26 protein-coding genes and 1 tRNA gene are annotated in these 22723 nt (G+C 66.9%); 11 read left to right on the top strand and 16 right to left on the bottom strand.

Translation table 11 applies throughout. The features are described from left to right. Positions 1–5: 5 nt before the first annotated feature. From kasB to aceE, 6 genes are all read right to left on the bottom strand, one after another. On the bottom strand, positions 6–1259 hold the full coding sequence (gene kasB, locus ACLBYA_RS12285) for a 3-oxoacyl-ACP synthase KasB (RefSeq protein WP_447709688.1): 1254 nt from the start codon (positions 1257–1259) through the stop codon (positions 6–8). Between the two features lie 56 nt (positions 1260–1315). After that, entirely contained in the window at positions 1316–2566 is a 1251-nt protein-coding gene (gene kasA / locus ACLBYA_RS12280; RefSeq protein WP_447709687.1) for a 3-oxoacyl-ACP synthase KasA, read from the bottom strand. Next, entirely contained in the window at positions 2563–2856 is a 294-nt protein-coding gene (acpM, locus tag ACLBYA_RS12275; RefSeq protein WP_447709896.1) for a meromycolate extension acyl carrier protein AcpM, read from the bottom strand. The genes kasA and acpM overlap by 4 nt, the downstream gene beginning before the upstream one ends. A gap of 74 nt (positions 2857–2930) precedes the next feature. Further along, on the bottom strand, positions 2931–3839 hold the full coding sequence (locus tag ACLBYA_RS12270; RefSeq protein ID WP_447709686.1) for an ACP S-malonyltransferase: 909 nt from the start codon (positions 3837–3839) through the stop codon (positions 2931–2933). A 131-nt stretch (positions 3840–3970) separates the two neighbouring features. Beyond that, complete coding sequence (locus ACLBYA_RS12265) at positions 3971–5254, bottom strand: PucR family transcriptional regulator (RefSeq protein WP_447709685.1); 1284 nt, start codon at positions 5252–5254, stop codon at positions 3971–3973. A 42-nt stretch (positions 5255–5296) separates the two neighbouring features. Next, a complete protein-coding gene (aceE, locus tag ACLBYA_RS12260; RefSeq protein WP_447709684.1) occupies positions 5297–8086 on the bottom strand; it encodes a pyruvate dehydrogenase (acetyl-transferring), homodimeric type in 2790 nt (929 codons plus the stop codon). Between the two features lie 153 nt (positions 8087–8239). Between aceE and ACLBYA_RS12255 the strand changes: the two genes are divergently transcribed. From ACLBYA_RS12255 to ACLBYA_RS12240, 4 genes are all read left to right on the top strand, one after another. Further along, a complete protein-coding gene (locus ACLBYA_RS12255; protein WP_447709683.1) occupies positions 8240–8821 on the top strand; it encodes a hypothetical protein in 582 nt (193 codons plus the stop codon). 124 nt (positions 8822–8945) lie between these two features. After that, positions 8946–9377 (top strand): DUF3052 domain-containing protein, encoded by a 432-nt coding sequence (locus tag ACLBYA_RS12250; protein ID WP_447709682.1) that lies wholly within the window; start codon positions 8946–8948, stop codon positions 9375–9377. Positions 9378–9380: 3 nt separating this feature from the next. Continuing rightward, the gene (locus ACLBYA_RS12245) at positions 9381–9842 is read left to right on the top strand and encodes a peroxiredoxin (RefSeq protein ID WP_447709681.1); all 462 of its coding nucleotides are present in this window, start codon (positions 9381–9383) and stop codon (positions 9840–9842) included. 44 nt (positions 9843–9886) lie between these two features. Continuing rightward, positions 9887–9961, top strand: a tRNA-Val gene (locus ACLBYA_RS12240). 71 nt (positions 9962–10032) lie between these two features. Here the strand turns inward: ACLBYA_RS12240 and ACLBYA_RS12235 are convergent. Beyond that, a complete protein-coding gene (locus tag ACLBYA_RS12235; protein WP_447709680.1) occupies positions 10033–10275 on the bottom strand; it encodes a hypothetical protein in 243 nt (80 codons plus the stop codon). A gap of 442 nt (positions 10276–10717) precedes the next feature. Here ACLBYA_RS12235 and ACLBYA_RS12230 point away from each other — a divergent pair, with 442 nt between their 5' ends. Continuing rightward, positions 10718–10993, top strand: a complete 276-nt coding sequence (locus ACLBYA_RS12230) for a hypothetical protein (RefSeq protein WP_447709679.1) — start codon at positions 10718–10720, stop codon at positions 10991–10993. Between the two features lie 6 nt (positions 10994–10999). Here the strand turns inward: ACLBYA_RS12230 and ACLBYA_RS12225 are convergent, their stop codons facing one another. From ACLBYA_RS12225 to ACLBYA_RS12205, 5 genes are all read right to left on the bottom strand, one after another. Then, a complete protein-coding gene (locus tag ACLBYA_RS12225; protein ID WP_447709678.1) occupies positions 11000–11608 on the bottom strand; it encodes an SOUL family heme-binding protein in 609 nt (202 codons plus the stop codon). 75 nt (positions 11609–11683) lie between these two features. After that, entirely contained in the window at positions 11684–12025 is a 342-nt protein-coding gene (locus ACLBYA_RS12220; protein WP_447709677.1) for a hypothetical protein, read from the bottom strand. A gap of 73 nt (positions 12026–12098) precedes the next feature. Then, a complete protein-coding gene (locus ACLBYA_RS12215; protein WP_447709676.1) occupies positions 12099–12383 on the bottom strand; it encodes a hypothetical protein in 285 nt (94 codons plus the stop codon). 171 nt (positions 12384–12554) lie between these two features. Continuing rightward, complete coding sequence (locus ACLBYA_RS12210; RefSeq protein WP_447709675.1) at positions 12555–12950, bottom strand: VOC family protein; 396 nt, start codon at positions 12948–12950, stop codon at positions 12555–12557. A 23-nt stretch (positions 12951–12973) separates the two neighbouring features. Further along, positions 12974–13801 (bottom strand): oxygenase MpaB family protein, encoded by an 828-nt coding sequence (locus tag ACLBYA_RS12205; RefSeq protein WP_447709674.1) that lies wholly within the window; start codon positions 13799–13801, stop codon positions 12974–12976. 37 nt (positions 13802–13838) lie between these two features. Here ACLBYA_RS12205 and ACLBYA_RS12200 point away from each other — a divergent pair, with 37 nt between their 5' ends. Further along, the gene (locus ACLBYA_RS12200; RefSeq protein ID WP_447709673.1) at positions 13839–14792 is read left to right on the top strand and encodes a cobalamin biosynthesis protein; all 954 of its coding nucleotides are present in this window, start codon (positions 13839–13841) and stop codon (positions 14790–14792) included. On the opposite strand, the gene ACLBYA_RS12195 is transcribed toward ACLBYA_RS12200, so the two are convergent. The 3 genes from ACLBYA_RS12195 to ACLBYA_RS12185 are packed head-to-tail and all read right to left on the bottom strand — an operon-like array spanning position 14749 to position 16775. Then, complete coding sequence (locus ACLBYA_RS12195; protein WP_447709672.1) at positions 14749–15597, bottom strand: SURF1 family cytochrome oxidase biogenesis protein; 849 nt, start codon at positions 15595–15597, stop codon at positions 14749–14751. The two genes, ACLBYA_RS12200 and ACLBYA_RS12195, sit on opposite strands and share 44 nt — an antisense overlap. A gap of 28 nt (positions 15598–15625) precedes the next feature. Then, positions 15626–16105 carry a low molecular weight protein-tyrosine-phosphatase gene (locus ACLBYA_RS12190; protein ID WP_447709671.1) on the bottom strand — a complete coding sequence of 160 codons (480 nt, stop codon included), beginning with the start codon at positions 16103–16105 and terminating at the stop codon, positions 15626–15628. Beyond that, a complete protein-coding gene (locus ACLBYA_RS12185) occupies positions 16098–16775 on the bottom strand; it encodes an HAD-IA family hydrolase (protein ID WP_447709670.1) in 678 nt (225 codons plus the stop codon). The genes ACLBYA_RS12190 and ACLBYA_RS12185 overlap by 8 nt, the downstream gene beginning before the upstream one ends. A 56-nt stretch (positions 16776–16831) precedes the next feature. On the opposite strand from ACLBYA_RS12185, the gene ACLBYA_RS12180 reads away from it, so the two are divergent. Genes ACLBYA_RS12180 through ACLBYA_RS12170 form a run of 3 tightly spaced genes read left to right on the top strand, consistent with a single transcriptional unit; the run spans position 16832 to position 19787 of the window. Continuing rightward, positions 16832–17962 carry a Nif3-like dinuclear metal center hexameric protein gene (locus tag ACLBYA_RS12180; protein WP_447709669.1) on the top strand — a complete coding sequence of 377 codons (1131 nt, stop codon included), beginning with the start codon at positions 16832–16834 and terminating at the stop codon, positions 17960–17962. Further along, a complete protein-coding gene (locus ACLBYA_RS12175; protein ID WP_447709668.1) occupies positions 17959–18687 on the top strand; it encodes a zinc ribbon domain-containing protein in 729 nt (242 codons plus the stop codon). The genes ACLBYA_RS12180 and ACLBYA_RS12175 overlap by 4 nt, the downstream gene beginning before the upstream one ends. Beyond that, a complete protein-coding gene (locus ACLBYA_RS12170; protein ID WP_447709667.1) occupies positions 18684–19787 on the top strand; it encodes a bifunctional RNase H/acid phosphatase in 1104 nt (367 codons plus the stop codon). Before ACLBYA_RS12175 ends, ACLBYA_RS12170 begins: the two co-directional genes overlap by 4 nt. Here ACLBYA_RS12170 and ACLBYA_RS12165 read toward each other — a convergent pair. Continuing rightward, positions 19784–20356 (bottom strand): helix-turn-helix domain-containing protein, encoded by a 573-nt coding sequence (locus ACLBYA_RS12165; RefSeq protein ID WP_447709666.1) that lies wholly within the window; start codon positions 20354–20356, stop codon positions 19784–19786. The genes ACLBYA_RS12170 and ACLBYA_RS12165 overlap by 4 nt on opposite strands. 47 nt (positions 20357–20403) lie before the next feature. Here ACLBYA_RS12165 and ACLBYA_RS12160 point away from each other — a divergent pair, with 47 nt between their 5' ends. Further along, complete coding sequence (locus ACLBYA_RS12160) at positions 20404–21918, top strand: FAD-dependent oxidoreductase (protein WP_447709665.1); 1515 nt, start codon at positions 20404–20406, stop codon at positions 21916–21918. A gap of 116 nt (positions 21919–22034) precedes the next feature. Further along, positions 22035–22723: DUF222 domain-containing protein (locus ACLBYA_RS12155; protein ID WP_447709664.1), on the top strand; the 689-nt coding region annotated here is incomplete at its 3' end.

Raw genomic sequence — 22723 nt, 5'->3', positions numbered from 1 at the left:
CGCTGTCAGTACTTACCAAAGGTGAGCGCCACATTGTGCCCACCGAATCCGAACGAGTTGTTGATCGCGTATGTGAAGTCACCGGAGCGCGGCTCGCCAGCCACGACATCCAGGTCGATCTCGGGATCCAGATTCTTGAGATTCAGCGTGGGCGGTATGACGCCGTCACGCAAGGCGAACACGGTGAGAATGGACTCAACCGCGCCCACGGCACCCACCGAATGGCCCAGTGCCGATTTCGGCGCGTACACCGCGGGCTTGTGCCCCTTCATCGCGTTGTTGATCGCCACGCCCTCGGCGACGTCGCCGACGCTGGTGCCGGTGGCGTGCGCGTTGATGTGGTCGATATCCGTCGGCTGCAGACCCGCCAGCTCGATCGATCGGGTCATGGCGTACCCGGCCTGCTCACCGTTGGGGTCCGGGGCCACGATGTGATAGCCGTCGGAGGTCACGCTGGCACCCATGATGCGGGCCAGGATGTTCGCGCCGCGGGCCTTGGCGTGTTCCTCGGTCTCGATGACCATCAGCGCGCCGCCCTCACCGAAGACGAAACCGTTGCGGTCGCGGTCGAAGGGACGGCAGGCGCCGGCCGGGTCGTCGTTGGTGTTGGACAGCACGATGCGCATCTGGGCGAAACCGGCGATCGGCACTGCCTCGATCTTGGTCTCGACACCACCGCAGATCGCGATGTCTGCCTCACCGAGGACGATCTGGCGCCACGCGTTGGCAATACCTTCCGAACCCGAGGCGCACGCCGAGATGACGGTGTTGACACCGGCTTTGGCCTTGCGCTCCAGGCCGACTGCAGCGGCGGCCCCGTTGGGCATGTACATCTGCACCACCAGCGGGGACACCGCGCGCAGACCTTTGGCCCGCATGCCGTCGTAGGCGAACACCAACTCTTCGGCCGAGCCGAGGCCGGTGCCGATCGACACCATCAACCGGCGGTGGTCGACGTCGGGGGAGCCGGCGTTCTCCCACACCCGACGCCCGATCACCGTCGACATCTTCTGCAGGTAGGAGAGCCGCCGCTTCTCGACACGGTTGAGCTCGTCCTCGAAATCCTCCAGCAGGTGACCGCCGATGCGCACCGGCAGGTCGTACTCCGTGACGAAGGCGTCGTCGAGCAGGCGGATGCCGCTCTCGCCGGCCAACAACTTCTTCCACGTTGTGTCCGCATCGGTGGCCAACGCGGTCGTCATGGCGACGCCAGTGACGACCACGTTGGGTAGACCGTTCCCCGTAGACAGCTTGTTCAAGCCGTTCCCCACCTCATGTACTGATATTTGCTTGACGAGGCCTGTGTTCTGAAGCCTCAGTAACGCCCAAATGCCAGAGCCACATTGTGGCCGCCGAAGCCGAACGAGTTGTTGATGGCGTACTGGTAGTCGCCATAACGAGGCTCGCCCGCAACAACGTCGAGATCGATCTCCGGATCGGGTGTCTCGTAGTTGAGTGTCGGCGGAATGACGCCGTCACGCAGCGCGAGCACCGTCAGGATCGACTCCAGTGCACCGACCGCACCGATCGAGTGGCCCAGCGCCGACTTCGGCGCGTAGACCGCGGCTTCACCGACACCGGCCACACGCAGTGCGTTGGCTTCGGCGGTGTCACCGATCGGGGTGGCCGTGGCGTGCGCGTTCACATGCGAGATGTCCTTGGCGGACAGCCCCGCGGTCTCCATCGCGCGCTTCATGGCCTGGCCGGCCCGCAGGCCGTCCGCGGCCGGAGCCACCATGTGGAACGCGTCGGAGGTGATACCGGCACCCATCAGGCGGGCCAGCGGCTTCGCGCCACGGGCCAGGGCATGCTCCTCGGTCTCGATGATCATCAGCGCACCGGCTTCACCGAACACGAAGCCGTCCCGGTCCTTGTCGAACGGACGCGACGCGCGCTCGGGCTCGTCGTTGCGGGTCGACATCGCGCGCATCATCGAGAACGCCGCGATGGGCAGCGCCTCGATGGCACCTTCGACACCACCACAGACGGCGAAGTCGGCGTCACCCATGACGATCTGGCGCCAGGCGTGGGCGATACCCTCTGAACCCGACGAACAGGCCGACACGGGGGTGATGACACCGGCCCGGGCACCGAGCTCGAGGCCGACAACCGCGGCCGCACCGTTGGGCATGATCATCTGAACGGCGAGCGGGGATACCTTGCGGGGCCCGCCCTCGTTCATGGCGTCATAGGTCTCGACGATCTTCTCGCCGCCACCGAGTCCGGTGCCGATCACGACCGTGAAGCGATCGGGATCGACCTCGGGCTTGCCCGCGGTCTCCCACAGCTGGTTGCCCAAATACTTGGCCATCCGCTGCACGTAGGACATCCGCCGGTGTTCGAGGCGGGACATCAGCGGATCGAGCGGCTCCTTGAGGTGGCCACCGATCTTGGCTGCCAGGTCCCACTTCTCGACGAAATCGTCTTCGAGCTTGTGGATACCGCTCTCGCCGGCCAGCAGGCCCTTCCACGTGCTCTCGATGTCCGGAGCGAGCGCAGTGGTCGCCGTAACAGCGGTCACCACGACATTCGGGAAACCGCCGTTAGCAGTGGAAGGCTTGGTCACTGGCCGAACTTCTCGCGCAGCGCGGCGGCAGCCTCGGGGTTCTCTTCTTCCAGCTTCTGGATGTAGGCGACGACGTCACCGACGGTGCGCAGGCCGGCCAGGTCCTCGTCCGGGATCTTCACGCCGTACTTGTCCTCGGTCTGCACGGCGATCTCCACCATCGACAGCGAGTCGATGTCCAGGTCGTCGACGAAGCTCTTCTCCGGGGTGACCTCGGAGGGCTCGATGCCGGTGACCTCTTCGATGATCTCGGCGAGACCGGCGATGATTTCTTCTTGGTTGGCCACTATGGCTCCTTCTTGTTGCGGCACTCCGGCTGTCGGAGTGTGTTTGGACTTGTCTTCTTTCGGGACGTACTTGCCGGTCAGAGCTCGGCGAGTCCGTCCAGGTCTTCGGGGGCCTTGACCGCCTTGGTCGGAGTGCCCTTCAGTTCGCGTTTGGCGATACCGACGAGTGTCCCGGCGGGCGGGAACTCGACGACGGCAGAGAGCTCATGCCCGCGCAGCGTCTCGTTGGTCAGGTCCCAACGCACCGGACGGGTCATCTGGGCGACCAGCTTGGTCATCGCATCGGCGGCACCGCTCACCGGCTTGCCGTCGGCGTTGGACAGCAGCGTGCGGGTGGGCTCGGCGGTGGCGACGGTCGCGGCGGCGGCAGCGTAACCCTCGGCGGCCGGAGCCATGTAGTGCGTGTGGAACGCGCCCGCGGTGGCCAGCACCCGGACCCGGGCCTTGGCCGGGGGATCCTCGGCCAGCTTCTCCAGCGCGGCGACGGCACCGGCGGCGACGATCTGGCCGGCGGCGTTGCGGTTGGCGGGGATCAGGTCGAGCGACTCCAGGCGAGCGAGCACCTCGGCCTCGTCGCCGCCGAGGACGGCGGCCATGCCGGTGGGCTCCAGCGCACAGGCCTTGGCCATCTCGGCGCCGCGGGTGGCGGCCAGCTTGACGGCATCGTCGGCGGTGATGACACCGGCGATGGCGTAGGCGGCGATCTCACCGACCGAATGGCCGGCGACGACGGCCTCTTTATCGCTGATGAGGTCGCGCTTGGTCAGCTCCTCGTAGGCCAGCAGGGTGGCGGCCACGACCAGGGGTTGGGTCACCGCGGTATCGGTGATCTCCTCCGCGGTGGCGGTGGTGCCCAGCGTCACCAGGTCCAGTCCGGCGATCTCCGACCATGCGGTGAGACGCTCGGCGGCGCCGGGCAGCTCGACCCACGGGGTCAGCATGCCGGGTGTCTGGGATCCCTGTCCGGGAGCAAGCAAAGCAAGCACGGGATTAAGAAAACACTGTGAAGGCTTCATAGTGCGGTGTAAGAGATTATGAACCTTGTCTTATTCTTTTGTGGAGTTTCCACAAAAGCGCACGTGAAGCAATCGTGCTGAGACCTGCGTGCAACCTTTCCTCAGGGGGTGTATCCGCCCCAGCCCGCACCGCTATGTCCAATAAGCGCAGTTGTAGTGCCGTTTGTCGCGTTGAAGTGGCCTGCGTCACGTTGCAGTCGGGCGACCGTGGTGGCGACCCGCAGGACGTAGGCATCGCGCGGGACGGTCGGATCGCGGCCGGTGAAGTCGGTGATCCGCTTGAGTCGGTAGCGCACGGTGTTTGGATGAACGAACAATTTGCGTGCGCAAGCCTCGATGGCGCCACCGGAATCCAGGTAGCTGTCCAGGGTTTCGGTGAGCGCCGGGCCCGCGTCGGCCAGCGGGCGCATGACCTCGGATTCCAGCGCCGCCATCGCCGTCTCGTCGCCCAGTAGGGCGCGTTCGGGCAGTAGTTCGCGGGCGGACACCGGCCGGGGCGCGCCACCCCATCCGGCGACCGCGCGCATCCCGGCCATCGCCTCGGCGGCGCTGCGGTGCAACCCGGACAGGCTCGGCGCTGTCGGCCCAGTCACGACGGGCCCGTCATCGAAGACGGTCAGCAGATCGGTGAGGAAGCGGTCGGTCGGGGAGAGTGAACCGGACACGATGGTGACCAGCCACGTGCCGTGGATGTCGCAGAGCGTGGCCCGTTTGTGCCGGCCACCCACCGCATGCACATCGCCGATGGCCAGGTCGATGCGATCGGGCCGCGGCATCCCGACGATGACGGTGGCCGGTCCGGTCGCATCCCAGTTCAGTGCCGCCGCCTGGGATTGCAGTTCGGGGCCGGTGTCGCCGCGCACGACGGCGTCGACGACATTGGCCTCCATCCGGGTATCCCACGCTCCGCGCGCCTCGGCGGCGTTGGCGTACGTCGCGGCCGCGGCGAACGCCAGGTCGCGGCTGTAGCGCAGGATACCGACGGTCAGCGCCTTGGTCTGCTCCTCGTTACGGCCCAGCATCGGCAGCAGCTCTTCGAGGAACTCCGTCGTGACCCGCACCATCTCGACCGTCTGGCGCAGCGCGACGTGCCGGGTGAGGTCCTGGGGCACCAGGGCGAACGCCTCGGCGGTGTAGCCGAGGTCGCTGGTGGGGTCGTGCAGCCACTCGGCGAAGTTGACGACGGCAGTCTGCACCACCAGCTGCACGCTGGCGCGTTGCGAGGCCTCCAGCTCGGCGAAGAACGGCAGCCGTTCCTGCATCGCCTGCACCGTCTCGGTGGCGAGCCGGCCCGAGTACTGCTTCAACCGGCGTCGCAACGACTCCGGCACGCTCTCCAGGATCGTGAGCGGAGAGCGCGGCTCGGGGAACGGATTGTCGGGCACCCCCAAAAGATACGCCTACCTCTTGTGGGCGCCCGACAGCTTTTAGGCGCTTCCGGTGTCGGCGAAGGAGACCTCGGCGGCCTGCACATCGTCGATGCGGTACTCCTTGGCGGCAGCGATCGCGACCGACGGGTCGATCTCGCCGTCGCGGGCCAGGGCCTCCAGCACCGCGACCACCACGGACTCGGCGTCGGTGTTGAAGTAGCGCCGGGCCGCAGGCCGGGTGTCGGAGAAGCCGAACCCGTCGGTACCCAGCGTCACGTAGGTGCCGGGCACCCAGGGCCGGATCTGCTCGGGAACCGCACGCATCCAGTCCGAGAACGCGACCACCGGTCCGGCGGCGTCGGCGAGCACCTTGGTGACGTACGCCGTCGGAGCCTCTTGGTCGGGATGGCGCAGCCGCTGCTTCTCGACCTCGACACCGTCGCGGTTGAGCTCACCCCAGCTGGTCACCGACCAGACGTCGGCGGCCACATCCCACTTCTCGGCCAGCATGTCGGCGGCCTTGAGCGCCTCGGGCATCGAGACACCCGAAGCCAGGATCTGCGCGGTGCTGCTGCGCTTCTCCGCCGACGCCCGGAACCGGTACATCCCCTTGAGGACACCTTCGGGATCGAAGTTCTCCGGCTCGGCCGGCTGCACGTAGGGCTCGTTGTAGATGGTGATGTAGTAGAAGATGTTCTCCGGGTTCTCCCCGTACATCCGCTGCAGGCCACTCTCCACGATGTGCGCGATCTCGTAGGCGAACGCCGGGTCGTAGGTGACCGCCGCCGGGTTGGTCGAGGCGAGCAGCAGCGAATGCCCGTCGGCGTGCTGCAGTCCCTCACCGGTCAGCGTGGTGCGGCCCGCGGTGGCGCCGAGTACGAAACCGCGCGCCATCTGATCGGCCGCCGCCCAGAACCCGTCACCGGTGCGCTGGAACCCGAACATCGAGTAGAAGATGTAGATCGGGATCATCGGCTCGTTGTGGGTGGCATACGAGGTGGCCACCGCGGTGAAGCTCGATGTCGAGCCCGCCTCGTTGATGCCCTCGTGCAGGATCTGGCCGATCTCGGATTCCTTGTAGGCCAGCATCAGTTCGGAGTCCACCGCGGTGTAGAGCTGGCCGTTGCGGTTGTAGATCTTCAGGCTCGGGAACCAGGAGTCCATCCCGAAGGTGCGAGCCTCGTCCGGGATGATCGGCACGATGCGTGACCCGATGTTCTTGTCGCGCAACAGTTCCTTGAAGGTACGGACGGTAGCCATGGTGGTGGCCACCGGCTGCTTGCCGGAACCCTTCTTCAGCGCCTTGTACGTATCGGTACCCGGCAGCGTGAGCGTCTTGGACTTGGTGCGGCGCTCGGGCAGGAACCCGCCGAGCGTGCGCCGGCGGTCCAGCAGGTAGCGGATCTCCGGCGAGTTGGGCCCGGGGTGGTAGTAGGGCGGCAGGTACGGATTCTCTTCGAGCTGCGCGTCGGTGACCGGCACTCGGGTGACATCGCGGAACGTCTTGAGGTCTTCCAGCGCAAGCTTTTTCATCTGGTGGGTGGCGTTGCGGCCCTCGAAGTGCTGGCCCAGCGTGTAGCCCTTGATGGTCTTGGCCAGGATGATCGTCGGCTGGCCCTTGTGTTCCATCGCCGCGCGGTAGGCGGCGTAGACCTTGCGGTAGTCGTGCCCGCCGCGCTTGAGATTCCAGATCTCGGTGTCGGTCATCGGGTCGACGAGGGCCTTGGTGCGCGGATCGCGTCCGAAGAAGTGATCACGCACGTAGGCGCCGTCGTTGGCCTTGTAGGTCTGGTAGTCACCGTCGGGGGTGGTGTTCATCAGGTTGACCAGCGCGCCGTCGCGGTCGGCGTGCAGCAGCGCATCCCACTCGCGGCCCCACACCACCTTGATGACGTTCCAGCCGGCACCGCGGAAGAAGGACTCCAGTTCCTGGATGATCTTGCCGTTACCGCGCACCGGACCGTCCAGGCGCTGCAGGTTGCAGTTCACCACGAAGGTCAGGTTGTCCAGGCCCTCATTGGCGGCGACCTGGATCAGGCCGCGGCTCTCGGGCTCGTCCATCTCGCCGTCGCCCAAAAACGCCCACACATGCTGATCGGAGGTGTCCTTGATGCCGCGGTCGTGCAGGTAGTGGTTGAACCGCGCCTGGTAGATGGCGTTCATCGGGCCCAGGCCCATCGACACCGTCGGGAACTCCCAGAAGTCCGGCATCAGACGCGGGTGCGGATAGGAGGGCAGGCCGCCGCCGGGGTGGCTGTGCTCCTGCCGGAAACCATCCAGTTGGTCGGTGGACAGTCGACCCTCGAGGAACGCGCGGGCGTAGACACCCGGCGAGGCGTGTCCCTGGATGAAGATCTGGTCGCCGCCGCCCGGGTGGGCCTTGCCGCGGAAGAAGTGGTTGAAGCCCACCTCGTACAGCGACGCCGAGGAGGCATAGGTCGAAATATGGCCGCCCACACCGACTCCCGGGCGCTGCGCCCGGTGCACCATGATCGCGGCGTTCCACCGGATCCAGGCCCGGTACCGTCGCTCGACATCCTCGTCGCCGGGGAACCAGGGCTCCAGCTCGGTCGGGATGGTGTTGACGTAATCGGTGGAGGTCAACGCCGGAATGGCGACGCGCTGCTCACCGGCGCGCTCCAGCAGCCGCAGCATGAGGTACCGCGCGCGGGCCGGGCCGGACCGCTCAACCAACTGGTCGAAAGACTCCAGCCATTCGGCGGTCTCGTCGGAATCGATATCGGGCAGATAGGAGGCGACGCCTTCGCGGATCACACGGACCCGGTCGGGTTCGCCTGCAGTGCCGGAGTTTTGGGCCAGATCTTGGCGCGCGAACTCGGTGGTCAACTACGGCTCCTTTGTAGAAGGTGCTTTTTATGGCTGGATCTAGTTGCTTGTGGCATCCCATATCCTGCCCCTATCGTGCCCGACATCACCGTGCGGGGTCGCCTCGACGAATGATCCGGCGATCTGGTCGCGCAACCGGTAAGTTCGACGGTGATGCTGACCAGTTGGCGGGGCGTTGCGGCTCCAACGCGGCTGCGCATCGCCGCGTTCGCCGTCGCGGGACCGGCCTGCCTGGCGATGATCGTCGTCGGGTGCAGCAGCGTCGTCTCCGGCACCGCCACCGTCGACACCGCCGACGCGCCGGTCTACCAGGCCTCGGTCTCGGCGTCTGCCGCCGAATCGGCGGCCAGTTCCAGAGCCAGGGAGTCCGAGCGGCAGGCCTCGATCACCCGGGAGGCGGTGCACTCCTCGTGCGAGGCGCTGAGCTCCAGCAGTGCAGACGCCATCACGTCCGTCAACGGGTACGTCGACGCGTATAACACCAGTGCCGACGTCGCGAGCTCGGCCGGGCCGGCCATCGAGTCGCTCAACCGCAGCGCCGACCTGGTTTCGGGCAGCTTGTCCGACCCCTTGGCTCCCGAACTGCGTGATGCGTTGACCCGGTGGGTGGACGCCGCCCGCGGGGTCGCCACCGCGATCGCGGACGATATCGGCCCCGTTCCGTTCAATGACGCGATCAACCGTCTGAACGATTCGCGGACCCTGGCCCTGGATCTGTGCGATGCGGCCTATTGACTGAATTTTCGCGATGTTGACCCGAAACTTGCGTACACGCGGGTGGGTAACACCACACCACGTGCGACGATAGGGATCACAGAAGTTCGCAGGCGCACTCAAACGAGCTGGAGGAGGACAGAAGGTGGTCGCGGCGGGGAAGGACTCTGACCCGAACTACGCCCAGAAGTTGGGCATCGTGAAGGAACAGGTCGTCCAGGAGTTGGGCTGGGACGAGGACACCGACGACGACATCCGGGCTGATATCGAGGACGCCTGCGGCGGCGAGTTGCTCGATGAGGACTCCGACGAGGTGGTCGACGTGGTGCTGCTGTGGTGGCGCGACGATGACGGTGATCTGGTGGACAGGCTGATGGATGCGATCACGCCGCTGGCCGATGACGGCGTCATCTGGGTGGTGACACCCAAGACCGGCCAGCCCGGCCATGTGCAGCCCGCCGAAATCGCCGAGTCCGCGCCGACCGCGGGTCTGATGCAGACCTCCTCGGCGAATCTCGGTGGCTGGATCGCCAGCAGGCTGGTGCAGCCGAAATCCAAGGCCGCCGGCCGGCGGTAGTTCGTGCTCCAGGTCGGCACAACCGCGCCGGACTTCACGCTCAAGGACCAGAACGGCCGGCCGGTGACGCTGTCGGCGTTGCGGCCGCGCAATGTGCTGCTGGTCTTCTTTCCGCTCGCCTTCACCCCGATCTGTCAGGGGGAACTCGGGGAGATCCGGGATCGGCTCGCCGAGTACCAGAGCGACGACACCGCGGTGCTGGCCATCTCGGTCGGTCCGCCGCCCACCCACAAGACCTGGGCCGCCGAGCATGGTTTCGACTTCCCGCTGCTGTCAGATTTCTGGCCGCACGGAGCGGTGGCCCGCTCGTACGGAGTGTTCAACGACGCCACCGGCTACCCGAATCGGGGCACCTTCGCCATCGACGCCGACGGGGTGATCCGGTTCGCCGAGGTGAAGGATCCAGGGGTTCCGCGGGAACCGGCCGACTGGCGCCGTGCCCTGGAAGCGCTGCGGAGTGGTTGAGGATTTCGTGCAGGCGGTCACCGCAGGGTAGCGTGCCTGCGACGGGGCGCGTAGCTCAGTGGTAGAGCTCTGGTTTTACACACCAGCGGTCGGCGGTTCGATACCGTCCGCGCCCACCAGTAAAACCCGGCAGACAACAAACGGGCGGACCCGAATGGATTCGGACCCGCCCGCTTGTTTGTTGTATCGGTCAGTCGTTGGGACCCTCGACCGTCTGCTGCGGTGCGGTCACCGGCGGAGTGAAGATGCCGCCGCCCGGGTTGATCGACTTCTCGGTCGGCGTCAGCGAGGGCTCCGTCGTGGTGGTGGTGGGAGTTTCCTCGGGCTGATCGCTTTCCGTGCTGCACGCGGCGGTGAAACCGATCATCGCTATGATGGCGGCACCGCCGATCAGTGCCGAAACCCGCCGCCGCGCCAAACTCTGTGTTGCCATTTTCTCGAACCTTCCTTTTCATCGAGTGCTGAAAACTCCGGGCGGCGCATGGCCGGGATCCGTGTCAGAAACTCTAACGCGCAGCGCGGGTCGGCACATTCCTTACTTGGGGATAACCCCCGGTCAGGTGTAGGGCTACCCGGCTGGTGGCAGCGGTCACGAAGTCCGATGATAAATGCGGAATGTTCCACGGTCGGGAGTTGTTGTCGCTCGTGTGGGGCCCTTCGCGATACCGCTGGGGGGTCCACATGTCAAAAGACGACAAGGGTGTGGTCCACGAAAGGCGGGTCCCGTGCCTGAAAGCGATTGAAATGCAAATCAATAACCAGTAGTACGCGCCAAAGACAGTCATATCGAACAGATTTCACAATTGCAGACGGAACCACCGGAACGCCATAAACGTTTGCCGGCTGGTGGTCTGCTGCCAGAAAGGCATTCAGTCATGCAGAAACTTCGCTTGTCCACTGCGGCTTTGATCGGTGTGTCGGCTTCGCTGCTGGCGGCCGCACCGATCGCTTCCGCCGCTCCGGCCGGCCCCCAGTCGGCCACCGAAACCGTCAACAACCTTCGTGCGCAGGGTTACAACGTGCAGGTCAACGGAACACGTAATGGCCCCTTGACCAATTGTTCGGTCGACGCCGTGCGCGGCCCGAACAGCGATCGACCTGGTGAGACGGTCTTCGTCGACCTGTCCTGCCCGTTCGAGTACCAGTACTGAGTCGGCTCAGGAAATCAGCCGCACGGCGACCTCGTTGCGCCGCCGGAACGGTAGCGTCCACGGCGGGTCGTAGAACCATGCGACGGGGTCGCCGTCGGGTTGGCCGTCTGTGCCTTCAAGTTCTGCCAGTAACTCGGCCGACTTGGCGGTGACTGCCGCGCTGCTGCGGTCACCGCTGAAGCTCAGCACCGCATAGCGTTCACCCGGCACCTCGACCACGGTGATCGAGCTGTCATCGGGTTCGGGCAGGGTGTCCATCGACCATCTGGACGGCAGATAGAAGCGGATCACCGAACTGCCGTCCTGGAAGCTCTGGGCAACCGGTGCGGTCATCGCGATCTGCTCGCCGCGCTGTTCGGTGAGTGTCGGCGTCGCACGGTGGTTACCGCCGAAGATGTATCCGGCCAGTCGCCTGAACCCGGTGCTACGAGCGTCCTGGTCATGGCCGGCAACCGATGTCTGCGCGGCGATACGCGGTCCGTATCGCCGGATCTCGGCGCGGCCGATGCGCCCTTCACTCAGGTACAGCGGCTCCTCGGTGCCGATCCGGATGCCGATGACGCCACCGATGCCTTCGACGAATTGAAGGGCGGTGCGCGCAATTCTGGTCAACATGTCGCGGGGGATACCCGCTTCGTGGCCCGCGGACACCGACGGCGCCCGGCCAGCTTGGCCGGGCGCCGAACGGGGTCAGTACTGATACTCGAACGGGCAAGACAGGTCGACGTAGACCGTTTCACCCGGCCGATCGGTGCTCGGGCCACGCACCGAGTCCACGGAGCAGTTGCTCAACGGACCGTTGCGAGTTCCGTTGACCTGCACGTTGTAACCCTGTGCGCGAAGGTTGTTGACGGTTTCGGTGGCCGATTGCGGACCGGCCGGTGCCGCCGTTGCGAAGGGGGCGACCGTGGCGGCGGCGCCCATCAGGGCGAGTGACATGACGGTGGTGGAGAAAATCTTGCGCATCGTGATATCTCTTTCCTTGAAGTGCGAAATATGTTTACTGCGAACGCTGTTCGCGTCTGAATTCATCGTCCACTTTCAACAAGGCGGATGCCATGCGGTATTCCCGACGGATCACCGGGGGTTTTCCCCACGCCGTTGATCAGTCGTTGGCGTACTCCAGGGGACACGAGACGTCGACGTAGACGGAGTTGACCGACGCGCCGAGGCCGCGCATCTCGCGTACCCCGTTGACCGAGCAACTGTGCAGCGGAGCGTTCATGGTCGCTCCGCTGACCTGCACGCTGTACCCCTGGGCACGCAAGTCCTCGACGGTCTCGGCGGCCGTCGCGCCGGTCGGTCCGGCCGCGGCGGCGCTTGCCGCCAGCGGTAGGGCCGGGGTGAGGGCGACGGCGATGGTGGCGACGGTGAAGGTGATGTTCGACATGGCTTCTCCTAAGTGGTGGGAACTGACGTGATGCTCTCACCGTATGAGCAAGCCGTGGCCGGTGGGCCTGACGCATAGAAAGCTCAAATGTATTGCCCACGAGAATATTCGAGACTCTATGGGTCGGATATGAACATGGTGACGCGATGTCCGGTATCCGATAGCCTCGAATCATCCGGGTGGTGCGAAGAATTCCAGTGCGATGCCGTCCGGATCGCGGAAGCTCAGCCCCGATCCGTAGTGCGCGTCCACCACACCGCTGTGCGCGATGCCGAGCTCGTCGAGCCGTCGGACCCAGTCCTGCAGATCGGCTCGTTTCTCCACGCCGAAGCCGACATGGTCCAGACCGCAACGGAATTCGGTGAATCCACCTGCCTCGATCTCACGGTCGTGCTGATGGATGCCGAACAGCGTGCCGCCGTCCAGCGCCCACACCAGATGGCGGAATTCGGCCTCAGTGTGCTCGTCGAGCACCGGATCGGAGCCGATCAGTGCGCGATACCACGGTCCGCTGACGTCCATATCGGCGATGGTGATCGCCACATGGTTGAGTGCTGCGAAGGACATGGGACTACCTCCTTGTGAACTGTTCAGACCACGCACCTGCCGCGCCGGGCACGGTTGCGCATATCCCACAGGTAGAGCTGATAACCCATCAGATAGACCTCCCGCGGGACCACCCGGTCAGCCAACCGGAGCGCCCTGATGAGCAGGTCAAAGGCCCGTTGCTGACGCGGTGTCCACCGCAGGCGCATCAGCTCGCGGAACTCCGGGGGAAGAAATCCGGTGGTGGCAAACAGGTTCACCGGTCCGGCGAGCTGACGCAGCGGGGTGGGTAGGAAGGTCAGTGCGGCCACGCCGTGCAGATGCCTGCGCACCGGCTCATCGATGTGCAGGTCCTCCAGCGAGCGTTTCCAGAACTCGTCGAACGCGACCCGGTCGGCCGGCCACATCTCCGGGCGCACCTGCAGCGTGGTGCCCAGCCGGATGGCGTCGCGGTACACCGCGTCGGCCGCGTCATCGTCGAGTGGGCCGTACAGGAATTCGTGCTGGTCGATGTAATACCGATACAGACACGCCGCCACCCAGAGCTGCAGGCGCGGGTCGAAGGCGTTGTAGCGCACCGGGCTGTCGGGGCCCGACCTGATGTGACGATGCGCCCCGTCCACGGCGGAACGGATCAGTGCCCGGTCCGCATCGGTACCGATGGTCGCCGCGGCCAGATATGTGCCGGTGGTGCGGGCCCGCTTGAACGGATGCTTGTAGACATTTCCGCTGTCCACCGGGCTCTCCAACACGCCGTGGCCGACGCCGGGGGAGGACAGCTGCATGATCACATTGGCCGCCGGGGCGAGCGCCGCGGCCGGATTGATCAGATCGGCGACGCGAGTAGGTCGTCGCGGTGGACCCAACCTCATGTAAGCGAGTAGACCACTTTGTGAGACGCTGCCCGACGTGTTTGCGCACAGAGGTCCTGCCCGAGCCTTCGGCCTGGCAGCCGGTTACCTGGCCGATCTGTACTTCACCGACCCGCAGCGCGGCCATCCGGTCGCCCTGTTCGGCTCGGCGGCCGCCGCGCTGGAGCGTCGTACCTACACCGATGACCGGGTGGCCGGTGTTGCCCACACCGGGGTGCTGCTCGGTGCGCTCGGCGCGTTCGGCCTGTTGGTGGAGCGCGCCTCCGCCCGACGTGGCCCGCTGGCCACCGCCGCGGTGACTGCGGTGAGCACCTATGTCGTGCTCGGTGGCACCTCGCTGGCCCGCACCGGCGGTGAGCTGGCCGACCTGCTCGACGGTGACGATATCGCCGGCGCCCGGGGGCTGCTACCGTCGCTGTGCGGGCGTGATCCGGCGGCGCTGGACGCCGACGGGCTGGCCCGCGCCGCACTGGAATCGGTGGCGGAGAACACCTCCGATGCGCAGGTGGCACCCATCCTGTGGGGAGCGGTGGCCGGGGTACCGGGGCTGCTGGTGTACCGCGGCGCGAACACCCTGGACGCGATGATCGGACACAAGTCGCCGCGGTATCTGCGGTTCGGCTGGGCCGCAGCACGATTCGACGATGCGCTCAACTACCTCGGTGCGCGGGCCACCGGACTGGTGGTCGTCGCGGTGTCGGGGGCGCCGGGTGCCGCCTGGCGGGCCTGGCAGCGCGATGCGGCCAAACATCCCAGCCCGAACGCCGGGGTGGCCGAGGCATCCTTCGCGGGTGCGCTGGGGGTGCGCCTGGGCGGGCCGACCCAGTACGCGCACCGCCTGGAGATGCGGCCGACGCTCGGTGACGGCCCGGCCCCGACGGCCGCGGATCTACGCCGGGGTGCCCGGCTGTCGCGGCTGGTTCAGGCCTGTGCGACGACGCTGGCGGTCATCCTCGCCTGCCGTACCGGTCGGCGAGTTTCTGCTCGGTAGACACCGGCGCTGCAGGCTCCGGAGTGGCCGCCGTGCTGGTTTCTCGGCTTGCGGCCGAGGCGGCCTTCTCGCGGCGCCGGATCTTCACCTCGGCCAGGATGAAGTAACCCACGCCGATCGGCGCGATGATCCCGAACGCGATCCACTGGATGCCGTAGGACAGGAACGGCCCGGCGTCCAGGATGGGCAGCGGGATCGGACCGAGCACACCGGGTTGCTCCTCGACGAGCTGCAGATACGAACCGGCCAACGGCACCCCGGTGACCTGCGTGATCTGGCCGGGATTGATCGTGTACACCTGCTGCGCGCCCTCGGCGATGAACGGGTCCTTGCCGGGATAGACGCCCTCCGGGTCGCGCAGCCGCGCGGTGATGCTCACGGTCTCGGTGGGCGCCGCCGCGATGGGCGGTACCGCGGTGCCCTGTTCGGGTTTGACGTAGCCCCGGTTGACCAGCACCGTCGGCCCGTCGTCCACGACGAACGGCACCAGCACCTCGTAGGCCGGTGCCCCGTCGACCGAGCGCAGCCGGGCCAGCACCTGCTTGTCGGGCAGATAATGGCCGGTGGCCGTCACCTGCTGCCACTGATGCTCATGCGATGACGAATCCTGCTGCGGCAGCAGATCTGTCAGCGGTACCGGATCGGTGTTCAGCGATGATGCGATCTGGGCGTTCTCGCGCGAGGTGGTGGTGTTCTTGCCCAGCTGCCACGGCGCCAGCACCGTGAAACACAGCCAGGCGAACGCGGCGACCACGACATACAGCGCCAGCCACTGCGGCCGGAACAGGAACGCCCAGCGCTTCATCGTGGTCGTCTCCTCTTCGCGCAAGCGCTCATCGACAAGCCAGCCGTTCGTCGACCCAGCCGTGCAGACCCGGCAGCGATGCCTCGATGACGGTGAAGACCGCCTCGAAATCCTCCGGCCCGCCGTAGTACGGATCCTCGACGTCGAGCGCATGCGCACCCGAGCGCGGATCGAAGGCGCGCATCATCCGCAGCCGCTCTGTCGGCACACCTTTTTCGGCCAGAAAGCGGGCGTGATTGCGGCCCATCGCGACGACCATGTCGGCGGCCAGATGGTCGTCGGCGAGTTCGGCGGCGCGATGGGTGGTCGGGTAGCCGTGCGCCTCCAACACGGCGTTGGTGCGGCGGTCTGCGCCGTCGCCGACATGCCAGTGCCCGGTGCCCGCGCTGGTCACCCGGACCTGCTCGGCGAGCCCGCGCTGCTCGATCTGGTGGGCGAACATCTTCTCGGCCATCGGCGAGCGGCAGATGTTGCCCGAGCAGACGAAGGTCACATGCAGGCTAGACACTGAGGGCCTCCCGCAGTTCGGCCATCGTCGCCACCCGGCGCAGCGGAGCCGGCGCGTCCGGTCCGTCGAAGTCGGCGCCGCCGTAACCCCAGTCCACCACCACGGTCTCGATACCGTGGGCGGCCGCGCCCTCGACATCGTGGGACCGGTCACCGATCATCAGCACCCGGTCGGGCACCGGCGCGAGCTGGGCCAGGGCGTGTGCCACCACATCGGCCTTGGCGGCGCGGGTGCCGTCCGGGCTGGCACCGGCGATCACCTCGAAGTGCCCGTCCAAGCCGAAATGGGTGAGGATGCGCTGGGCCGTCGGCTGCGCCTTGGAGGTCGCCACCGCCAGTCGCACCCCGGCGCGTTCCAGGTCGGCCAGCAGTTCGGGGATGCCGTCGAACAGGCGATTCATCGACCAACCGCGGGTGGTGTAGTCGGCCCGGTAGGCCGTGATGGCCTCGTCGACACGGGCGCCCAGCCCCATCGCGCTCAGGGTGTGATGCATCGGCGGACCGACGATCCTGGTGACCAGGTCACCGTCGGGCACGACGGCACCGACCTCGGTCAGCGCGTGCCGGAAGCTGGCCACGATGCCGTCGGCGGAGTCCGTCAGGGTGCCATCGAGGTCGAACAGCACCAGCTGTGGAGTGCGGGTCGCGGTATCGGGCTCGGAAACGGTCACGCCTCCATTGTCGCCGATGTACGTGTGTGGCTGGTCGGCGCACTACTGTCGGTCCGGTGAGCGTGCCGCTGTCCGAGGTGATCGCCGTCCTGGAGGCGGCCTATCCGCCCGCGTTGGCCCAGGACTGGGACTCGGTCGGGCTGGTGTGCGGTGATCCGTCGGAGCCGGTGACCTCGGTCACGGTCGCCGTCGACGCCACCGACGCGGTGGCCGCCGAGGTTCCCGAGGGCGGTCTGCTGTTGGCGCACCACCCGTTGTTGCTGCGCGGGGTGGACACCGTCGCCGCATCGACGGCGAAGGGGGCGTTGATCCACCGGCTGATCCGGGGCGGCCGGTCGCTGTTCACCGCGCACACCAACGCCGACTCGGCCTCGCCCGGTGTGTCCGACGCCCTGGCCGACACATTGGGTCTGCTGGTCGAGGACGTGCTCTCGCCGGTGCCGTCCGGGCCCGATCTGGACAAATGGGTCGTGTTCGTGCCTGCCGATCACGCCGGGCCGCTGCGGGATTCGCTGTTCGCCGCGGGCGCCGGGCAGATCGGGGACTATTCGTGCTGCAGTTGGAGTGTGGCCGGCACGGGCCAGTTCTTGCCGCATGACGGTGCGACCCCGACGATCGGGTCGGTGGGCACGGTCGAGCGTGTCACCGAGGATCGTATCGAGGTGATCGCGCCGGCCCGGCTGCGCGCCCGGGTCCTCGCCGCGCTGCGGGCCGGCCATCCGTACGAGGAGCCCGCGTTCGACGTGTTCGCCCTCGCACCGTTGCCCGCCGGCGTGGGGATCGGGCGCATCTGTTCCTTGCCGCAACCGGAACCGTTGGCGGCCTTCGTCTCTCGGGTACAAGGGGCGCTACCCGCGACCACCTGGGGGGTACGGGGGGCCGGGGATGCCGAGGCGGTGGTCTCCCGGGTGGCGGTGTGTGGGGGCGCCGGGGACTCGCTGCTGGCGACGGTGGCCCGGTCCGGCGTCGACGCCTATGTGACCGCCGATCTGCGGCACCATCCGGCCGACGAACACGGCCGGGTCTCCGATGTCGCGCTCGTCGACGTTGCGCACTGGGCCAGCGAGTACCCGTGGTGCCATCAGGCTGCGGCGCTGCTGAGCGAACGATTCGGGACCGAACTACCGGTGCGGGTGAGTACCGTACGCACCGATCCATGGAATATCGATGGAGGACGTCAAACATGAAAGCCGCAGTCACCCAGCAGCGTTCGCTTCTGGATCTGGTCGAACTCGACGCCGAGATGCGCCGCGTCGAGCATCGCGCCAAGAATCTGGCCGAGCAGCAGGAGTTCGAGCGGGTGGCCGACGAGCACCGGGTCGCCAACGACCAGTTGGCGGTCGTGGGCATCGCACTGGAGGACTTCGACGGTCAGATCGCCAAGCTGGAGAGCGAGATCGACTCGGTGCGCCAGCGTGAGGACCGTGACCGCGCGCTGCTGCAGGGCGGCACGGTGAACGCCAAACAGCTCACCGAACTGCAGCACGAACTGGAGACTCTGGAGCGTCGGCAGGCGTCGCTGGAGGAGTCACTGCTGGAGATCATGGAACGTCGGGAAGAGTTGCAGCGCAAGCAGTCCGACGATCTGACCCGGATCGACACCCTGCAGAACGCGCTGTCGGCCGCGCAACTGGCGCGTGATGCGGCGCTGGTGGACATCGACAACATCCGGCAGGTTTCGGGCACCCGGCGCGCTGAACTCGTGTCGCTGTTGGATGCCGACCTGGTGGCGTTGTACGACAAGGTGCGTGCCGGTGGCGGAGCGGGCGCCGGGCTTTTGCAGGGACGCCGGTGCGGTGCGTGCCGGATCGAGATCGACCGCGGCGAGATCGCCAGGATCACCGCGGCCGCCGACGATGACGTGGTGCGCTGCCCCGAATGCGGCGCGATCCTGCTGCGGTTCCGGCAGTGAAGGTCGTCGTCGAGGCCGACGGTGGTTCGCGTGGCAACCCGGGGCCGGCCGGGTACGGCGCCGTGGTGTTCAGCGCAGACCGTTCGACGGTGCTCGCCGAGCGACGCGAGTCCATCGGCGTGGCGACCAACAATGTCGCCGAATACCGGGGTCTGATAGCGGGTCTGACGGCCGCGACCGAAATCGATGCCACCGAAGCGGTGGTGTTCATGGACTCCAAGCTGGTGGTCGAACAGATGTCGGGCCGCTGGCGGGTCAAACATCCCGACCTGCTGGAACTGCATCGTGAGGCCACCGCGCTGGCGCGTCGGATCGGGCCGGTCGAATACGGATGGATTCCGCGGGAACAGAATTCGCATGCCGACCGGTTGGCCAACGAGGCCATGGACAACGCGGCCATGGACAACGCGGCCATGGACAACGCGGCCATGGACAACGCAGACTCGGCGCCGGTGCCCGCATCGTCACCGGGCTGGAGCGGTGCCCGGGGCGAGCCGACCCGGATGTTGCTGCTGCGGCACGGTCAGACCGAACTGTCCATCGAACGCCGGTATTCGGGCCGGGGCAATCCTGCGTTGACCGAGCTGGGCCGCAGTCAGGCCGAGGCGGCGGCACGGTATCTCGGTGCCCAGGGTGGTATCGGAGCGGTGTTGTCCTCGCCGCTGCAGCGGGCACAGCAGACCGCCGCGGCCGCGGCCAAGGAACTCGGTCTGGACGTGACGACCGACGACGGATTGATCGAAACCGACTTCGGGTCCTGGGAAGGGCTGACGTTCACCGAAGCGGCGCAACGGGATCCGGATCTGCATCGGCGTTGGTTACGTGACACCAGTGTGACGCCACCGGATGGTGAGAGCTTCGATGCGGTCGCCGATCGGGTGCGCGCCGCCCGCAACCGGATCGTCGCCGAGTACGCCGGGACGACGGTGCTGGTGGTGTCGCATGTGACGCCCATCAAGACGATGCTGCGACTGGCGCTCGACGGCAATGCCGGCATCCTGTACCGGCTGCACCTGGATCTGGCGTCGCTCAGTATCGCCGAGTTCTATCCGGACGGGCTGGCCTCGGTGCGACTGGTGAACCAGACGTCGTATCTCTAGCTGTGCAGGTGTAGCCGTTCGCCGTGGACGTCGAAGATCATGATGGCTTCGACGGGTCCGTCCACGGTGCCGAACCAGTGCGGTGTCCAGGTCGAGAACTCCACGGCCTCACCGGGTTTGATGGTGAAGTCGCGTTCGCCCAGAATGAGCCGCAGCTTTCCGGACAGCACGTACATCCAGTCCTGGCCCTCATGCGTCGGCAACTCGGCGGGGGGAGTGTTGCGGCGGGGGCTGACCCGCACCTTGTAGGTGTGCCTGCCGCCGACCGGGCCCTGCCGGGTCAGCGGCCAGTAGGTGACCCCGTGCCGGGTCTGTGAACTGGCGCGGACCCGGGGATCGGCGGATTCGGGTTCGCGTAGCAGTTCGTCGGTGGTGACCGCCAGCGCACTCGCCAGCCGGGGCAGATGATCCAGGGCCAATCGTCGTTTGCCGGATTCCAGTCGGCTCAACGTGGATACGTCGATGGCGGCCCGGGCCGCCACATCCTGCAGGGTCAGGCCCTGCTGGGTGCGCAGGTCGCGCAGTCGCTTACGGACGGTGTCGTCGACGCTCTGTTGATTTGCCTCCATGGCAAACCAGCTTGGCATTCTGACCGGCCGTCGGCAAGCTCGATGGCATGGATACGCAATGGGATTGTGTGGTCGTCGGCGGCGGTGCCGCCGGCCTGAGTGCGGCGCTGGTTCTGGGCCGGGCACGTCGGAAGACACTGGTCATCGATGCCGGCGAGCAGAGCAACCTGGCGGCGCACGGTGTCGGGGGGCTGCTGGGACATGATGGTCGACCGCCCGCCGAGCTGTACTCGATGGGTGGCGAGGAACTGGCGAAGTATCCGAGTGTGCAGTTCCGGAAGGGGCGCGTGACGGACGCTTCCCATCATGACGGGGGCCTCGTGCTCGATGTCGACGGGGAGTCCGTGCGTACCCGGCGGATCCTGCTGGCGACCGGGATGGAGTACCGGCCGCCGCAGATCCCCGGGCTGGCGCAGTTGTGGGGTGGGTCGGTGTTCCACTGCCCCTTCTGCCACGGATGGGAGGTGCGTGACCAGCCGCTGGCGGTGCTGGCCGATGGCGATCGAGCGGTGCACATGGCGCTGATGCTGCGCGGCTGGACCGACGATATCGTCCTGCTGACCAACGGTGGTACCGCCCCGGCAGTCGAGGGGCTCCGTGTCGACGACCGGATGGTAACCGAATTCCACTCGGAGAAAGGTGAATTGGTCGAGATCAGGTTCGCATCGGGCGAACCGCTGGCGCGCCGCGGTGCGCTGGTGGCCGCGACACTGCATCAGCGTTCGCACTTGGCCGCGCACCTGGGGGTTGACTTCGCGCCGGCGAGTCCGGTGGCGGCGGACGCCATTGTCGTGGACCAGTTCCAGCGCACCACCGTGCCGAATGTATTCGCCGCCGGCGACGTCAGCGTGCAGATGCCGCAGGTGGCCGCCGCGGTGGCGAGTGGATCGATGGCGGCCGCCGCCGTGGTGCAGAGTCTGCTCGGCGACGATGTCGGCCTACCGGTGCCGCCGTGGCCGACCCCGCAGACCCAGGACCATTGGAATGCGCACTACGGCCGAGCCGACCGGATCTGGAGTGGTCGCGTCAACGCGCGGGTGGCCGAGGTGGCAGAAGGGCTTTCACCGGGCCGGGCCTTGGATCTCGGCTGTGGGGAGGGGGCCGACGCCATGTGGCTGGCTGCCCGAGGGTGGTCGGTGGTCGCCACGGATGTGTCCGATGTCGCGCTGCAGCGTGCCACCGAGGATGCGGGGGAGTTGCTGAGCCACATCGATTTTCAGCACCACGATCTGGAGGAGACTTTCCCGGACGGGCAGTTCGACCTGGTGTCGGCGCAGTTCCTGCATTCGAAGCTGCCGATGGATCGCGTGCGGGTGCTGCGCCGCGCCGCCGAGGCGGTGACGCCGGGCGGCACGCTGCTGATCGTCGACCACGGCGAGGCGCCGCCCTGGTCCAACCACCGCCATGTCGAGTTCCCGTCTGCCGAGGAAGTGGTGGCCGGGCTGGATCTCGGGGACGAGTGGGAGCGGGTACGTGTCGAGGCCGTCGCTCGTGAGGCGGTCGGGCCCGATGGGCAGACCGGGCACCTGACCGACAACGTGATGGTGCTGCGCAGGCGCTGAGGCGCGCTTGTACTCTTCGGATCGGCTGTCCGCCAATGCTTTTTCGGTATCTGTGGATGAATCCTGGCCTGTGGATGACGGGCTCGGATGTCGGTGCCGCGGCGTAGATTGCACATATGTTCGAAGTGCCGAGTCCGGCCGCGCTGGCGGTGATGAGTGATGCGATGCTCACCACCGCCGTCGCGGCCACGACCCGGTGCGAGTCCGCAGTCGCGGCCCGTCGGCTCGCGTTGATCGGCGAAGTGACTGCCCGACAGTGTGATGACGAGGACGACGAGATCGCATATCGGCTGATCGATGGCTGGGCAGTGGCCAAGGCCGATATCAGTGCGGCCTGCAACCTGGGGCCGACGGCGGCATCCAAACAGATGCGCATCGCGGTCGCACTGCGCAATCGGCTGCCCCGCACCGCGGCGGTCTTCGCGCGCGGTGAGGTCTCGGCGACGGTGGTCGATGCGATCACCTGGCGCACCCGCCTCGTCGAGGATCCCGACGCGATGGCGCTCATCGATGCCGCCATCGCCCGCGAGGCCGCCAACTACGGCACCAAATCCGAGAAGGGTCTGGTCGACGCGGTGGATCTCTGGGTCGAGAAGTTCGATCCGGACGCGGTGATCCGGTCTGATCCGACCGCCAAGGACTGCTACATCGAGTTCGATGACAAGGACGACCCCAATGGGGTGAGTTCGTTCTGGGGGCGGCTGCGGGTCACCGACCGCAAGATTCTCGAGCAGCGTCTCGACGATCTCGCCGCGACGGTCTGTGCGAATGATCCCCGCACCCGCCGTGAGCGCCGGGCTGATGC

It is taken from the genome of Mycobacterium sp. C31M (genome assembly GCF_053345865.1).
This window is presented reverse-complemented; position numbering and strand designations above follow the sequence as displayed.